This window comes from Sphingobium sp. AS12, from assembly GCF_019097845.1.
In the GTDB taxonomy this organism is placed as follows: Bacteria; Pseudomonadota; Alphaproteobacteria; order Sphingomonadales; family Sphingomonadaceae; genus Sphingobium.
Window position 1 is genome coordinate 66628 of the sequence record NZ_JAHRGM010000018.1, and the last position, 14883, is coordinate 81510.

Sequence of the window (14883 nt, forward strand, 5' to 3'; positions counted from 1 at the left end):
CGAAGCAGATATTGAACAGGCTGCTTATCGACCTTGCATGGAATTCCAGCCGTCTCGAAGGCAACACATATTCGCTGCTCGATACGCGGCGGCTGCTGGATTTCGGGGAAGCCGCCGAGGGGCGCGGACCGCGCGAAGCGCAGATGATCCTCAATCATAAGGATGCGATCGAGTTTCTCGTCGCCAACGCCAACGATGTCGGGTTCAATCGCTATACGATACTCAACCTGCATGCGTTATTGGCGAACAATCTGTTAGCTGACCCTACGGCGGTGGGGCGACTGCGCCACATCATCGTAGGGATAGACGGTTCAACTTTTCATCCACTGGAAGGTCCGGGTCTCATCGAGGAGTGCTTCGATCAAATCCTTGCCACAGCGGCGGCCATCGACGATCCATTCGAGCAGGCCTTTTTCATGATGGTGCAGCTTCCATATCTTCAGCCCTTTGACGATGTGAACAAACGCGTATCACGCCTCGCCGCCAATATACCCATGATCCGGGCGAACCTTGCGCCATTGTCGTTCACCGAGGTTCCAGGCGACCTTTATACGCGTGCCACGCTTGGCGTCTATGAACGCAACGACATAACATTGCTGCGCGACGTATTCCTTTGGGCCTATCAGCGATCCGCAGCGCGCTACGCCGCCGTACGTCAATCAATGGGTGAGCCAGACCCGTTTCGCCTGCGCTATCGGGAACAGTTGCGCGATGTCGTTCGGGATGTTGTGCGCGGCGCCTTGAGCCGACAGGCAACGCGCGCGCATCTGGTCACGACGTCCCGTGAATTCATCCCAACGGCCGATCAGGACCAGTTTGCCGAGGTCGCAGAAACGGAGTTGCTGGGCTTGCACGAGGGCAATTTCGCGCGATACCTGGTTCGTCCGTCGGAATTTGCTGCATGGCAACAAATCTGGAACGCAGGCTGATTGCTACGCTTACCTCAATGGCTTGCATTGGCCTCATACCGCCGGGCCGCTTTGCGGCAAGAACTGGGACCTTGCGCTCCGTCCGCTTTAGAGCTGCGATGATAGGATAGCGGACGTTCATACCTGAGGTTGCTGGGGTCAGTTGGCGCCAACATTTCAGACATTCAATGCCAGTTGATCTGGGCACCCCAGCCGGTCGGTCATTCACGCTATTCGTAACGTTGTCAAAAGGCGTGGTCTGGTATCGCTCTGGTAGACCGCCAAGCGTATCCAGCGAGCATGAAAAATTTGCACTTTCCACAAAGGCATTTATCGACGGTCACCGCAGGAAACGAGGAGGTCATTGGCCTTTTTTGAACGCTGAGGAATTACTCCGAAATGTGCCTCTTGCACCTTACTCGGTCATCCTCGATGGAAGTGGACCGAACTGGACGCAGGGGATGACATTGAGCGTCACATCGTATCAGAAACGCGTCGAGGAATGGCTCGAAGCATGCTTCCCAGTTGAAGTAAGGTCCGACCGGACGGAGCGTACCCATCGCTTTCTTGAAGAAGCCCTGGAACTGGCACAGGCCAACGGCTGCAGCCAGGATGACGCCGTCGCCCTCGTCGATTATGTGTTTGGTCGGCCCAAGGGCGATCCCAAGCAGGAGGTCGGCGGCGTCATGGTCACCCTCGCCAGCCTGTGCAGCGCCTCCGAAATCCATATGGACAAGGCTGGAGATGCCGAGCTTGCCCGCAACTGGGACAGGATCGAGGCGATCCGGGCCAAGCAGCAGTCCAAACCTCATGGTTCCCCTCTGCCCCAATGAGCGAAGCTGCCGCCACCCTTTTGCCCAGCGTAGGTAGGTTGGCTGACATGCGCCGTCGGCGATCGAGGATGGCACGTTGATTACGATCTCCTTCGAAGATGGGCCGCTTCACGACACGTGCATCAAGCTGCAAAAGGCCGAACTGGAGTACGGCAGCCTGAGTGCGGCCGCGCTCGTCACTTTCATCTCGGAAGCGCTCGCCTTCGAGCACGTGGAGGAGCTGATCGGCCTCTTCGGTGACGAAATAAAAATTTTGCCGGACGATTCACTTTCCCTCTCGATTGGTTCAGACTATCGAGCGGCGCTTGTCGTGGCCGGCACGCGTTCCAAGCGTGACGCTGAAGGCCGGGTCATTTGGTCGAGCGTGACGAGGTTGAAGCTAGTGGAAATGTCGAGGGTGCCTTGAAGCAAGCACTTGAGTTCACACCCGACTGGTTCTCGAAGCCCGGTGACTCGCTGCGCGCCCTGATGGTTCGCAGAGGCATCGACTCCCAGGAAGTCGCCCGCCACCTCGATGGTGGGATGAAGACGCTGCGGGGTCTCCTCGACGGCTCGAATCCCATCGACCACGGCCATGCCGGTGTGCTTGCCGGGTCAGTGGGGGGTACGATATCGTTCTGGCTCAAGCGACAGGAACAGTACGAGGTCGCCCTCGAACGAGCAGTCGACCGCGCCGCCGCAGTCGAGGCGGACGACTGGCTTCTGCTCCCCGTCCCAGGCGAAAAGCCAAGAGGTCGCCTGACGCCGGAAAAGATCCGAGACGAGGTTCGTCGGCGCCTCCGCTTCTTCAACGTGGGCACGATGGATGCCTGGCAGGCCCGCTACGGGAAGATCTGCAAGAGCACCATGTTTCGCGCCTCGGCGACCTTCGATTCCGACGATGGCGCCGTCCTGATGTGGCTCCGCGACGGCGAGCTGAGCTCGGATCTGGTTTCCACGAAGCCGTGGAACGCCGGAAACCTAGAGGACCGGCTCGACAGCATACGCAAGCTGTCGAAGCTGAGGCATCCTGAAGACTTCCTGCCCAAGCTCAAGAATCTGTGCGCTGAGGCAGGGGTCGCCGTCGTGGCGAAGAGAACGCCTCCGAAATGTCGCGCATCGGGGGCGAGTCGGCTGGTGGCGCCGGACAAGGCCATGGTCTTACTTAGCTTCCGCGGCCTGTCCGACGACAAGTTCTGGTTCACCGTCTTCCATGAGCTCGGCCATCTGATCCTGCATGGCGCCAGAACCTTCGTCGATTCGGACATGTATGGGGACGACTTGGACGAGTGCGAGAACGAAGCGAACGAGTTCGCCTCACGCATGATCGTGCCGGAGGAGCGCGTCGAGGAATTCAGAAGCCTTTCAATCGACCGGAACAAGATGCTCCGCTTCAGCGGGAAGGCCGGCGTCTCGATCGGCCTTCTAGTCGGCCAGATGCAACACCGGAAAATGATCCGGCCTGACCAGATGAACTACCTCAAACGGCACTGGAAGTGGGACGACCTCGCCGAAGTGATGGACTGACGGTCCGCCTCCCCGAGGCTACCCGACATAGTGGATGAAGTGGCTCGGACTTTTCTGCCAGTTGCAGAGGGCGTCTTCCATGACCGTCATCCCGACGGTGAGATAGGAATCCAGCACGTCGAGTTGCTGCTGTACGTTGCTGTTCGGCCTCCCGCTGTTGTGAACCCCATCAATGAGGAGGCGGGCGCCGTTGCCAGGCCCAGTTGCACCGTCAAGATAGGCAGAACCGGCCGCGATGGGCGCAAGGCCATATCGCCCGATCAGTGAGAGATAATCAAACTTGGCTAGGCGCCCGAAAGAACTGATCGCCATCCGCTGGTACAAGTAGTCGAAGATCGTGTGGGGATGGTTCCCCCCCGTAAACACAGCAGTGGCGAAAAAGGCAGCATGCCCGCCAGCACCGATCCAAGCGATGTAATCCGCGACCGCCCGTTGCATGGGGCGATGCGCATCTGGGCGCAGGCTCTCATACTTGCGATGATTTCCGAAGGCACCACCGATGTTTTGCCAGTTGGCGCTGAGCCATTGATCGAAGCCTGCAGAATTCGCCGCGACTGCTGGCCAATCCCAACGTCCGGCGCCGAGCATCCCGTAGACATCCTGCAGTCGCCGCCAGCCAGTGTCGGGCCGACGCGCGAAATGCGTCATAAGAAAGATCAGCCAGCCAGCCTCGTCCACGTTCCCCTGTTGCACGTGGTAGGCGACAGCGCGCTCTGCGTCGAACAGCCAATCGTTTGGATCGGCACGATTCGCAGAGATCGGTTCACGCTGGACCAAGCGGTAATAGTCTTCCCGCCGCTGGCTGGCGACGAACTGCATCGCTAGGGTCTCGATAGTCTGGCTGTCAGGAAGCCCCTTCAGTCCCTGACCAGCCTTGGCTGCCGTCAGCGCGGCGACGAGACGTTGATGTTCTGCATGTCTTGAGGGCCACATTGTCAATTCGATCCTTCAGTCTACTTGCGCATCGCCGGCTTTCGTCGCCCGGCTCTTGAGGTGGAGTCTGCCCTCCAGGTAGGGATCATAGGTCTTGCAGGCCAGCTCTCCTCTCAGCGCCGTAAGGCGGGTGGGATAGTCCCGTACCCACTTGCGGGCCCAGAAAGCCTGGAGCAGCCGGACTATGTCGGCCCAGTACGGGTCGCCGGTTTCCTGCGCCGCGGAGATTTCCTCTCCGGCCCGAAGACGCCCCTCGATCTCCAGCAGCCATCCGACGAGCTCGAAAGGATTTCCTTCCGGCATCGGCGGCATCTCGCGGGTCTGTTGGAAGCCTTCGGCGACATACTCCTTCATATCGTCCACATACGTCTCATACACATGCATGCTGCCGACATACTGGTAATACTCGCCCATCTCGGCACCCAGCCTGCGGGCCATCATCTCCTGGATCATGGTGAAGCAGAAGACGTCGTGGGGAAGGCCCCAGTAGGCATCATTGGAGCGCATCGTGACCGACATGTGCAGGACGCCGTTGCGCAGATGAAACTGCATGGTCGTGGTGCAGGGAATCTCCTTATGCGTCGTGGCAATGTCCTCGGCGTTGAACAGTTGGATGACAGCCCGCCTCGACGCCGGCTTTTCGGTCAGCAGCTTGTGGATGCTGTCGAACTGATTGATGTTGTCGCGCAGATTCAGCAGCCGCGGTCCATAGGCGCCTTCGAGGATGCCATTCACGGCATCGTCCTTGTAGCGGGGTACGTAGGGCGAGATGAAGTCCAAGGTGTCGAAACCGGACAGGTACCAGAGCAGTTCGCCGAGGGCACTGAAGGGCTTTCCCCGGTTCTCCGAAATGCTTAGCCGAGCCCTTGGCTTCAAGATGCGTAATGCTACCCCGAGAAGTTCGCGGGTGCCCCCACGCGAACCAGCATTCTGCCGACCATCGGATTCAATGATCCGGTAAAGATCGAACAGAACCGCATCGAGACTATCCCCTGTAAATTCCGTCTTCATCACCAGCCTCTTTAGCGCCCACCGCTAGGTCTCACAGGCCATGTGTTCTAGGAACATCGATGAACGTCAACAGCTTGTTTTGAGTTGTTGCTGCCTCGCCTTGACATGTTCCAGTATGGCTCGATGCATTCATGGCTATCCCCGCAGGGACTGCGGCGGTCAGTTTGCCTCATCCCTTCCCCAGGCCTGCCGAAACCCCTGCTCGGTCAGCCAAGCCGGCACATGGGCTGCAGGCGCGAAGGCGCTGTTCGGATCGGCCATGGCATGGATGCGTCGCAGCTTGTCCGGCCTGCCCTGGATGATTGCCGCCATAGCGACGGTCTGATACCTGTCGCAGGCGATGGCGCCGAAACCGAGAGCGAGCGTGCGGCTCGCCACGTCGATGTCGTAATGCGGCCACGACACACGCATCGTCAGCGGATTCTGGAACCACTGCCGCTTGAGGCCGAGGCGTGCTGCCATGGCATGAAGTTCAGCAAGGTTTGGCGAGAACATGTGGCACATTCGCCGTCCCCGCATCGTGTGGATGGCACTATCTACATAAACACTCATGTCACAAGAAAGGGTAGCATAGCGCTTCCAGCCGATCCAGCCCGAGCTCTGCCCTCTTGGACGGAATCTCCACGAATTCTACGTCGTCTCACTTACACCTTCCCGCGATAATTTTCCAAGTGATCCGACGGCCCGCCGCATCAATCGCCGAGATTGGCGCCGCTGACATGAAAGGCCAGCGATCCGCAAAGTTCGCTCTGGCGATCGTCGACTTGTGACTTGGCCTCGAAGGAGGAACCGCCTCTAGCTTGCAGGTAAGTTTGGGGGGGTCGGTAACGAAGTGAGGCTAAATCCAATTAGCGTCTGGGCGGCGATTTTCCGGAGCGTCCGACTTTCCTGACATTGAGCGATCGAAACACAAGCAGGAAAACATGACCGCTTTGGGAAATCAAAAGCAACTCTGAACGGCAATGATCGGTCGGCTCCTCAGGAAACAGACGCCTCGTGCTGGGACAATGCCGTCGTTCGCCGGCCGACGTCGAAAGGGCGGCTTTGAGCCGAACACCGGACGTTCTCAAAGACAGTGAGCGTAGGCAGGGAACGGGCAAGGCTGGCCGCTGGGAGAATGTCGGTTTCGGGCAGTGGGATGCGGAAAGCAATCGCGCCAGATCCGCATTCGCGGCACCGACCGGCTTGCCATCTGAAACATTCGACAGCCCCTACTCCGATCGATAGGGCGTTACCAAGGAGAGCACACCGCAAATGGATGAATTTGACTGGGAATGGCAGGGGCTGCGTGCCGAATCGGAACTCAAAGACCTTGAGGGTGACGCATTCGAAACGCGGTTTCAGGCAATTGCGAAGTCGCTCTGGCAGGAAGACTTCACGCCCACCATTCCTATGGGCCGCCGCGGCGACCTGAAATGCGATGGCTTCCGCTCCTCAACCGGCACGGTCTATCAATGCTATGGCCCGCGCTACGGTAAGGCAAACGTCGATGACGCCCTCGCGAAAATTGACGAGGATTTTCGTGGAGCGAAGGCACATTGGGGCACTCGGGTTCGAGAATGGAAGTTCGTCGTCAATCTGTACCGCGACAAATTGCCCTCGGAACTCGTGCGCAAGATTGAGCAGCTCGCCGAGGAACTCGACGTGCCGGCGGGGCCGCTTACGCGATCTGATATTCTGGAACTGATCAAGAGCCTTCCAGCCGATGAGCGTGTGCGGCTTTACGGCCGCGCCCCCCGGGCCACCGACATGGCGCGGATCACCTACGCGAACCTCGGGCGCGCGCTTACTCTTATCCGACGCGCCATTGCCACGGACCCCAACGAGTCCGTGCCACTTTCCGCCGACCTTGCGACCAAGGTGACCTTCAACGCGCTCTCCGATGCAACGCGCCACTTTCTCTCGATCGGCCAAACCGGGGCCGCAAAAGTCGAAGATTACCTTCGCGACCAACCCGATCCTGAAGAGCCGGAGCGCATGGCCCAGGGTTTCAAGGCACGATATGCAGAATGCGTCTCATCCGGCCTTGAACCCGATCACACATTCAGGGAAATGGTAATCTTCGCAGGCGGCGGCACGGGCGAAGCGGAGCGCGACACCGCAGCTCTCGCGATCGTGACCCGCTTTTTCGTAACGTGTCAGATATTTGAGATACCAGTCGTGGGTTTTGCGTCATGATTCTTCCGACGAAGAATATCAGTCCCGATCGTGCCCTGCTCACGCTGGCGGGCAAGGTCTTCGACGGCCTCGGTTCACCGCGCACGGTTTCCGGCGTCTGGGACGAGTTCCGCGCCAAACAGGAGGCTCGCCCGGTCTCCTATGCCTTCTTCATTCTCGCGATCGATCTGCTCTTCCTCATGAAGTTGGTATCGCTCGGCGACGACGGATTGATTCGTCGCCGCGTCGGAGGACAGTGATGCTGCACCGCCTCGCAGCGGATCGAGACGGCTTCAGGACACTGACCTTCCGGCCTGGCCTCAACATCATTCTTGCGACGCGAGCTGACGGCGGTGACGCAGATCGTGGCAGCGCCAACGAGAGGCGCAGCCGCAACGGCGCCGGCAAATCGAGCACTATCGACCTGATTCACTTTCTCCTTGGCGGCAAGGCCGAGGGGGCCCTCACCGCGGCCGCTGTCGCCGAATGGAATTTTTCGCTTGATGTCGATGTCGGCCACGAGCGTGTCGAAGTCACGCGAAGCGTCGCCAACGCCAAGCAGGTATTCATCCGCTCCGCCCAGACCGGCGTAGATCGCATCCAGAACGCCCAGTGGTGCAAACGGCTTGGCGAGGATTGGTTCGGCCTCCGCGAGAAACGCGGCAATGGCGATGTCTCGTACCGCCAGCTCGTCAGCTATTTCGCGCGCCGCAAGCGTGACGGCGGGCTCGACAGCCCGATCCGGACCTTTCGCAACCAGTCCACCGCTTCGGTTGAAACCTCGCTCGCACATCTGTTCGGTCTGGACGCCGAACTGGTGCGCCGCCTGCATCAGGCCAAGGCAGCCCTCAAGCAGACCAAGGATGCGCAGACCGCTTTGGCCGCGCTCGACAAAGCGGCGGCCGACGGGTCCAAGCGCGCCGACCTGGAGGCGCAGCTCGAAGCTGAAATCGCCTCGGTGAAGCTCGGGCGCGATCGACTGGCCGAGCGCATCGAAGCCTTTAATGTCCTTCCTGCCTTTCGCGAGCTGGAGCGCGAACTCGCAATCCTGAACCAGGATTTCCGCGACCTCTCCGATGGCGACGTGATTGATCAGGAGGCGATCGACGTGAACGCGCGAGCCCTGGAGGCCGAGACCTTCACACAAGCGCCGGACATCGCCCGCCTGTTCGAAGAGGCGAGGATCGTCTTTCCCGACCTCGTGACTGATCGATATGACGAGGTTCACCGCTTCCATGAGAAGCTGGTCGAAAATCGGCAATCCCATCTGCAGAATGAAATCGCAGCGGCTCAGCAGCGGATCGCCAATCGTCAGCCGCGTCGCGAGATGATAGAAGCGCGCCGCCGCGACATCACGCGATCCCTGCGTGCGAGCGGTCCTGCTGACGAACTTCTGCGATTGCGCGATGAGCTTTCCGGACGCGAGTCCGAGCTCAAGCAGCTCGAGGGGCGTCTACAGGAAGCTCGAAAGCTCGAGGAACGTGCAGAGGCGCTTGAGCGTGAGGTGGAGGATGCTGTTCGCGCCCTGCGCCAGGATCGCCGCGAGCGATCGACAATTGTCGATACGGCGAGCCGCACCTTCTCTGAAATCTCGGAACGCCTTTACGAGAAGGCCGGCCAATTAGCCATTTCAGCAACTGATACGGGTCTGAGGTTCCTCCCGCAGACACCCGCCGATGGCAGCGCCGGCGTCATGAGCATGGAAGTCTTTTGCTTCGACCTCACCCTTGCTGCCTTAGCTAAAAGGCGCGGCGAAGGCCCAGGTTTCATCATTCATGACAGCCACCTATTCGAGCCCGTCGACGGTCGCCAGTTCGCTCGCGCCCTGCAAATCGCCGCCGACTTCTCAGAGAGCACAGGCATCCAATATGTGGCACTCCTCAACTCGGATGAACTTGTCCGAGCCGAGCGTGAGAGCGGCGCCAGCTTCGCTAAATATGTTCTCGAAACGGAACTGTCGGACACGCCCGATGGCGGCCTCTTCGGGGTTCGCTTCGACTAGGGCGCCGCGCGGTGCCCGTCCATCTCATCGAAAAAAGGGTCAGGCGTCCTCGTCATAGTAGAGGGTGTCGAGCATCGCGACACGATAGTCCCACAACTCGCCGTCACCCCCGCTGGGATGGGATGCGTTATACCAGGGCGACGACTGGATCGGCAGGATGATCCGATCCCAATAATTCGCCAGCGAAAGCGTCGTTGGGGCAAAGTTCAGCGCCTCGGCCAAATTCGCCTTATTCTTCCCGTTCGCGCAAACAAACGTGTCTGGTCGCTTCATGGCAAGCAGCCGCGTCGCCGTTGGAAACTCTCCAACATGATGGGCGTCGGCATCCGTGAACGCCTTGCGGAAACGGCGACAATATTCCTCAAAATCCTCGCGAGTGACCGGGTCCTTGCGAGGGATGCAGTCTACCGCGTCGCTGAGCTGACGGTCCTGCCTTGAGATAAGGCCCGCAAAATCGCCATTGCCGCCCATCGATCCGAACCATCCCCAGTCATGGATGTCGAGACCCGCAGCGATCCTCTCGGATTTACCCAGGGTGCCCGCGATACCCTTCCATTCTGTCGCTGTGAGATCCGAGAAACGCTCCACGCTCGCAAAGAGGCGCTGAATTTCCCGAAGCAGCGTCATCCGGCGTTTGAAGTTATGTTGCGGATCGAGCTTCGCCGACGCTGCAAAGTCCTGCCAGCTCATCATCGCCAAGGGCGAGGTCAGGCCTTTTCCGCCATTTTTGTCGTCAGGGAGGATCGGGTCGCGCTGGCCACGGTGCTTTCGTGCAGCGGCGTATTGCCGCCGATAACTGTCCGCCAACGTCTGAGTCACGCGCTGCTTGAGCACGTCATAGCCGGACAGCTCGCGTTGGATTTGCTTGAAAATTTCGGCGTCGGTCGGTCCCTTGATGTGGACGCACGCCTCATAATTTCTATCGAGCCCGCCCTTCGTGAAATTGGCGCTTCCAACAATCGCCTGCGCAACGCCGCCAGCCCGAAATAGATAGATCTTGGGATGGAAGATGCCAGTGTCCGCCTTTGCGATGAAGGCGTTCTTAGTGCCAATTAATCGCTCCACCAGATCGGGCGACGTCGCAAAGCCGTTGAGGCCAAATGTGACAGAACGGAATTTCCCCCTGTTTTCCATCAGGAGATCAGCGAGCTTCCCATTGTAGCCCCAAGCCACAGCGATTTGAATATCATCGTACTCTTTGATTAGGCGTTTCAGCACAGATCGCGTCTTCCCCGCGTCGAGCAGCGCTATCTTCATCGTTCCCCCAAGCCTGAACCGAGACTATTTTGGCGACTGTCTGTTCATGATTAGACAGCACAAGCTGAGATAGTGGCACGCATTTCTCCCTTGAGACAAACTGCGTGTGGAGCGCTTCCGACGGCAACATGCACAGAAGGTGCAGTGGCAAGGCTTCCCCAGCCGAACGAAGCTCGCCTTTCACCTGAGACAGCAGCGAGCCACCGGGACCGACGATCAGAATGTCGATGTCCGCCCCAACTCCCGCTACCGCTGAGCCGAACATATAGGCCTCGAAATGCTCGAGCGAGGGGCAGGACGCCAGAAGGTGAACCGCGATCTCGTTGGCCGACATCATGCCCGTGCCAATCGCTCTCTTAACGCGTCCCACAGCATCACATCACACCCCAGTTCCCTTCCGGCGTCGTTCGCCTCGGGCTGCGGCGTGCCATTCGGATTGGTGTTCCAGATGATGTCGACCGGGCCAAAGCGGTCCCACAGTGACCGAACCTCATCAGCCGTCGGCTCATAGTCAGCGATCATCCCTATCCGCAGCACCTCCCCAGACCGCAGGATCACCCGATGAATGCGGTCGAACTCCCGGTCGACGGCCGCCACTGCGCCAAACTGCCGAAGAAGCCGATCCGAGAATTTGTAAACCTTGTGCTGTGCAGTGTTGGCATCGCCATCAAGCACCGCCGACCGCAGCGTTCCGAAACTTCCCCAGCCCACATGGTTGGCTTCAAGATGCCAGATCGCCTCGCCCTCCCAGACACATTCCGCCCGATAGCCACAGAGGAAATCGAGGCCCTCGACGCGGTCCAGATAGCCGGCAGCTGTTGCCTGATCGACTGTCGTGGCAGCCGAGATGGCAGCGACGACATCCGGTCGATCCTCGGTAACGATCCGAATGGCGTCACCGCCGAGATGCTCCGCGATCGACGAACCCTCCTTATCAAAATTGGCGAGCGCATATTTGACCTGCCAGCTCATGCGAACATCCCGTCCATCGCTCCCGGAAAGCGGATAGCTCGACCCGAGACGCCGCATATATGCCGCTCACACAGGCCGCGAACATGCTCCTGATACTCAGCGAACGTGCGGCGTTCCTCCTCTGTTGCGAGGCCAAGATTGGCATCAATGATCGCCAAAGTGCGATAGTGGTTGGGCAAGATTACGCTTCTCATGCGCTGATCCCAGACCGCAGCCGTGCCCGATTCCGGGTCATACTCGAAGTCCGAACCTTCCTCCGGCGCAAACTTCTCCCAGATGGCCCGGTTCTCAGCCATAATACCGGCAAACGCAGTTCGAGCCTGATCGCGATCGTCGTAAGCCCGTATGCCTTGCTTGTGCGCAAGCCGCCCGAGATGACTGGCCTTCCAATTAAGCAAGATACTTCGCGGATAGGCTTCGGGGTCCTTGTCGATCTTCGTGTGGCAGGTCGGACACAATAGGATCAAGTTCTCGAAGGCGTCGGGATCGAAGTCGTCCGCCGGCCGGTCTTCATGGCGTGGGCCTGCTTCACCATGCGGAATGACATGCGCCATTTCGGCGATGTGCTTGTCGCCACCCATCTCCGCTGGAAACAGGGCTTCAAGGCAGTCAGGTTTCTGACAGAAGCCAGCCGCGCCAGAGAATAGTCGCAGTCGGGTTTCCGCCGGTATCGCTTTTCTTGCCGCCATCAATATTACCCGCTCTAGTGCCCGACGTTCATATAGCAACCTCTGTTTCTAGCGTCAGCACGCAGAACTATTTTCGCATCCAACATCTAGCGTCAGTTCTTCCGGCTTTAACCGACCGGTAGCCGTCCGACGTGCGAAAGACCGGTTCCAGCCTCAGCGGACATCAGGGCGGCCGACCTCAAACGACGAGATCTGGTCGGCAGTTGCCCTTTTCGGTCACGATTCTAGGCTTAGCTATAATTTCAGTAACATCGGTGCCAGCAACATTTTGCAAGACTGAGACCATTGCAAAGCTGAGCATTCCGCAGCATGATAGGATTTGTGGCGGGCAGGCCCTTTTGTGGGTGTGCCAAGTGAACCAAGTGCCTTTTCCCGTCGAACACCGACGGCTCTTGCCTGTTTTAATTACGAGTTCTGCAGATGTCGATCCGCGAGGCAAAAACTCGTCGAGCCGCGACGAACTGAGCCCAACCTATCTTGCAATCTGCTGTAATCGGATTCACGATGGCAACCGGTAGCCGTCAGCAGCGACAGAAGTTTCCCCGGCCTGATGAGTCGGTGCTCAACCTTGCCTCCTGCGGCAGCGGCCCCGATCCGCGTCTGGTCAAGCTGGTTCGCCTGCTTGCCCGTCGTGCCGCGCGGAAGGCGTATCTGGAGATGCTGGAGGAGCGCCGCACGACCCGCTCCTGAGACGAGGAGTTTCGTTCCGTGAAGGTTGCTTTATACGCCCGCTATTCCTCCGACAATCAACGTGACGCTTCCATTGCCGACCAGTTGCGCATCTGTCGCCTGCATGCCGAAAAGCAGGGCTGGCAGATTGTCGAGGAATATACCGATCATGCCATTTCAGGCGCTTCGCTACTGCGTCCCGGCATTCAGGCGCTGATCGCAGACGCCAATCGCGGACGCTTCAACTTCGTGCTGGCCGAGGCCATGGATCGCCTGTCGCGCGACCAGGAGGATATTGCCGGGCTGTTCAAGCGGATGGCCTATGGTGACGTTAAGATGGTCACCCTGTCTGAAGGCGAGATCACCCATCTGCATATCGGCCTCAAGGGTACGATGAACGCCCTGTTTCTGAAAGATCTCGCCGACAAGACACGGCGTGGCCTGCGCGGCCGGGTCGAGCAAGGCAAGTCTGGAGGTGGTAACAGCTATGGCTATGACGTCGTCAAACGGCTCGATTCCAACGGCGAACTGATCCGGGGCGACCGCTCCATCAATGACGCACAAGCAAGCGTCATCCAGCGCATCTTTCGCGACTATGTCGCTGGCAAATCGGCCAAACGGATAGCAACCGAACTGAACAAAGAGGGTATCGAGGCACCAACCGGCGGCACCTGGGGTTTTAGCACCATCAATGGCAATCCCAAGCGCGGCACCGGCATCCTCAACAATGAGCTTTATGTCGGCAAGCTGGTCTGGAATCGGCAACGCTTCATCAAGGATCCCGATACTGGCAAACGGCAAGCCCGGCCCAACCCAGAATCAGAATGGATCATTCAGGACGTGCCCGAACTGCGCCTCATCGATGATGCTCTTTGGCAGCATGCCAAGGAGCGGCAAAAATCCTGCCAAGTGGATCAATTAAATGCCGCAGTGGGCTCCGCAAACTTCCGCGATCGCCGCCGCCAGAAATATCTCCTGTCCGGCCTGTTGCAATGCGGTTGCTGCGGCGGCGGATATTCGATGATTTCAGCGATGATGCTGGGCTGCTCGGCAGCACGGAACAAGGGTACCTGTGACAACCGCCTCAATATCCGACGCGATCGTCTGGAAGAGCGCGTGCTGCATGCGCTGCGCCATCATCTGATGGACCCTGCGCTGTTTGCCGAGTTTTGCGACGAGTTCACGCGCGAAACCAATAGGCTAAGGGGCGATGCAGGCGCAGCCATAGCCAGCGCTCAGGCAGAGATCAAAAAGATCGACCGGGATCTGGATATGCTTGTGAACCTGATCCTGCGCGGCGGCGCCGCAGACAAGATCAACGCCAAAATGGTAGGTCTTGAAGCGCGCAAAAAGGAGCTGGAGCGCGACCTCGCCCAGGCCCAGGAGCCCCCTCCCCTGCTCCATCCCAACATGGCGCACCATTATCGGGCTCAACTCGACAATCTCTATCGAGCGCTGGAGCATGTCGACGAGAACAAGCGCTTCGAGGCGGCTGAGGTCATTCGTTCGCTCATCGACGCGATCATACTGGTGCCTGAAGGCAGCGAACTGAAGATCGATGTGCGCGGCGATCTGGCAGGCATCCTCGCGATTGCGGTAGAACGCAAAAAACCCGCCTCCAGGGCGGGTTCTTCGAAGGCTGCGACCCTCGGCGGGGTATCGCAATTTCAGATGGTTGCGGGAGCAGGATTTGAACCTGCGACCTTCAGGTTATGAGCCTGACGAGCTACCGGGCTGCTCCATCCCGCGCCACCAAAGGATAAAGGGCGGACCTTTTGGGTCCGCCCTTTTATCGAGATCATGAATGGGTTTTGTGTGATCCGATATATGCGCGTGCTTCAATGCCTGGCGACGCCCTACTCTTCCAGTGCTTGAGCAATAGTACCATCGGCGCAGTCAGGTTTCACGGCCGAGTTCGGGATGGGATCGGGTGGGTCACAGACGCT

General features: G+C 59.0%; 16 protein-coding genes, 1 tRNA gene, 1 rRNA gene and 1 pseudogene. 9 read left to right on the top strand and 10 right to left on the bottom strand.

Features of this window, described 5'->3' with window-relative positions:
- Window positions 1-11: 11 nt before the first annotated feature.
- From KRZ98_RS07245 to KRZ98_RS07260, 4 genes are all read left to right on the top strand, one after another.
- Window positions 12-929: a Fic family protein gene (locus tag KRZ98_RS07245; protein WP_254798173.1), complete on the top strand. Its 918-nt coding sequence runs from the start codon at window positions 12-14 to the stop codon at window positions 927-929.
- Window positions 930-1096: 167 nt separating this feature from the next.
- Window positions 1097-1741: a hypothetical protein gene (locus KRZ98_RS24000; RefSeq protein WP_254798174.1), complete on the top strand. Its 645-nt coding sequence runs from the start codon at window positions 1097-1099 to the stop codon at window positions 1739-1741.
- Between the two features lie 76 nt (window positions 1742-1817).
- Window positions 1818-2147 carry a hypothetical protein gene (locus tag KRZ98_RS07255; protein ID WP_217672983.1) on the top strand — a complete coding sequence of 110 codons (330 nt, stop codon included), beginning with the start codon at window positions 1818-1820 and terminating at the stop codon, window positions 2145-2147.
- Window positions 2144-3247 carry an ImmA/IrrE family metallo-endopeptidase gene (locus KRZ98_RS07260; protein WP_217672984.1) on the top strand — a complete coding sequence of 368 codons (1104 nt, stop codon included), beginning with the start codon at window positions 2144-2146 and terminating at the stop codon, window positions 3245-3247. Before KRZ98_RS07255 ends, KRZ98_RS07260 begins: the two co-directional genes overlap by 4 nt.
- An 18-nt stretch (window positions 3248-3265) precedes the next feature.
- On the opposite strand, the gene KRZ98_RS07265 is transcribed toward KRZ98_RS07260, so the two are convergent.
- The 3 genes from KRZ98_RS07265 to KRZ98_RS07275 all read right to left on the bottom strand — a co-directional run bounded on the left by KRZ98_RS07265 (window position 3266) and on the right by KRZ98_RS07275 (window position 5743).
- A complete protein-coding gene (locus KRZ98_RS07265; RefSeq protein ID WP_217672985.1) occupies window positions 3266-4180 on the bottom strand; it encodes a hypothetical protein in 915 nt (304 codons plus the stop codon).
- Window positions 4181-4195: 15 nt separating this feature from the next.
- Window positions 4196-5191 (bottom strand): thymidylate synthase, encoded by a 996-nt coding sequence (locus tag KRZ98_RS07270; protein ID WP_217672986.1) that lies wholly within the window; start codon window positions 5189-5191, stop codon window positions 4196-4198.
- A 159-nt stretch (window positions 5192-5350) separates the two neighbouring features.
- Window positions 5351-5743: a DUF4031 domain-containing protein gene (locus KRZ98_RS07275; protein ID WP_217672987.1), complete on the bottom strand. Its 393-nt coding sequence runs from the start codon at window positions 5741-5743 to the stop codon at window positions 5351-5353.
- Between the two features lie 702 nt (window positions 5744-6445).
- Between KRZ98_RS07275 and KRZ98_RS07280 the strand changes: the two genes are divergently transcribed.
- From KRZ98_RS07280 to KRZ98_RS07290, 3 genes are read left to right on the top strand one after another with little or no spacing between them, the layout of a single operon-like run.
- Complete coding sequence (locus tag KRZ98_RS07280; RefSeq protein ID WP_217672988.1) at window positions 6446-7369, top strand: ABC-three component system protein; 924 nt, start codon at window positions 6446-6448, stop codon at window positions 7367-7369.
- A complete protein-coding gene (locus KRZ98_RS07285) occupies window positions 7366-7608 on the top strand; it encodes an ABC-three component system middle component 6 (RefSeq protein ID WP_217672989.1) in 243 nt (80 codons plus the stop codon). Before KRZ98_RS07280 ends, KRZ98_RS07285 begins: the two co-directional genes overlap by 4 nt.
- Complete coding sequence (locus tag KRZ98_RS07290) at window positions 7608-9350, top strand: DUF2326 domain-containing protein (protein ID WP_217672990.1); 1743 nt, start codon at window positions 7608-7610, stop codon at window positions 9348-9350. The genes KRZ98_RS07285 and KRZ98_RS07290 overlap by 1 nt, the downstream gene beginning before the upstream one ends.
- A 39-nt stretch (window positions 9351-9389) precedes the next feature.
- Here KRZ98_RS07290 and KRZ98_RS07295 read toward each other — a convergent pair whose 3' ends face one another.
- The 4 genes from KRZ98_RS07295 to KRZ98_RS07310 are packed head-to-tail and all read right to left on the bottom strand — an operon-like array spanning window position 9390 to window position 12268.
- Window positions 9390-10607 (bottom strand): phospholipase D family protein, encoded by a 1218-nt coding sequence (locus KRZ98_RS07295; protein ID WP_217672991.1) that lies wholly within the window; start codon window positions 10605-10607, stop codon window positions 9390-9392.
- On the bottom strand, window positions 10537-10944 hold the full coding sequence (locus KRZ98_RS07300; RefSeq protein WP_217672992.1) for a nucleotidyltransferase domain-containing protein: 408 nt from the start codon (window positions 10942-10944) through the stop codon (window positions 10537-10539). Before KRZ98_RS07300 ends, KRZ98_RS07295 begins: the two co-directional genes overlap by 71 nt.
- Complete coding sequence (locus tag KRZ98_RS07305) at window positions 10941-11579, bottom strand: hypothetical protein (protein ID WP_217672993.1); 639 nt, start codon at window positions 11577-11579, stop codon at window positions 10941-10943. Before KRZ98_RS07305 ends, KRZ98_RS07300 begins: the two co-directional genes overlap by 4 nt.
- Window positions 11576-12268 (bottom strand): HNH endonuclease signature motif containing protein, encoded by a 693-nt coding sequence (locus KRZ98_RS07310; RefSeq protein WP_217672994.1) that lies wholly within the window; start codon window positions 12266-12268, stop codon window positions 11576-11578. Before KRZ98_RS07310 ends, KRZ98_RS07305 begins: the two co-directional genes overlap by 4 nt.
- Window positions 12269-12826: 558 nt before the next feature.
- On the opposite strand from KRZ98_RS07310, the gene KRZ98_RS24380 reads away from it, so the two are divergent.
- Together KRZ98_RS24380 and KRZ98_RS24005 are read left to right on the top strand one after the other, a co-directional pair.
- Entirely contained in the window at window positions 12827-12958 is a 132-nt protein-coding gene (locus KRZ98_RS24380; protein WP_302849082.1) for a hypothetical protein, read from the top strand.
- Between the two features lie 18 nt (window positions 12959-12976).
- A pseudogene (locus KRZ98_RS24005) lies at window positions 12977-14059 on the top strand (recombinase family protein); the annotation flags it as partial.
- 78 nt (window positions 14060-14137) lie between these two features.
- On the opposite strand, the gene KRZ98_RS24010 reads toward KRZ98_RS24005, so the two are convergent.
- The 3 genes from KRZ98_RS24010 to rrf all read right to left on the bottom strand — a co-directional run.
- Window positions 14138-14602, bottom strand: a complete 465-nt coding sequence (locus KRZ98_RS24010) for a hypothetical protein (RefSeq protein ID WP_254798176.1) — start codon at window positions 14600-14602, stop codon at window positions 14138-14140.
- A 7-nt stretch (window positions 14603-14609) separates the two neighbouring features.
- Window positions 14610-14686, bottom strand: a tRNA-Met gene (locus KRZ98_RS07320).
- A 94-nt stretch (window positions 14687-14780) separates the two neighbouring features.
- Window positions 14781-14883 (bottom strand): 5S ribosomal RNA (gene rrf, locus KRZ98_RS07325); the annotation flags it as partial.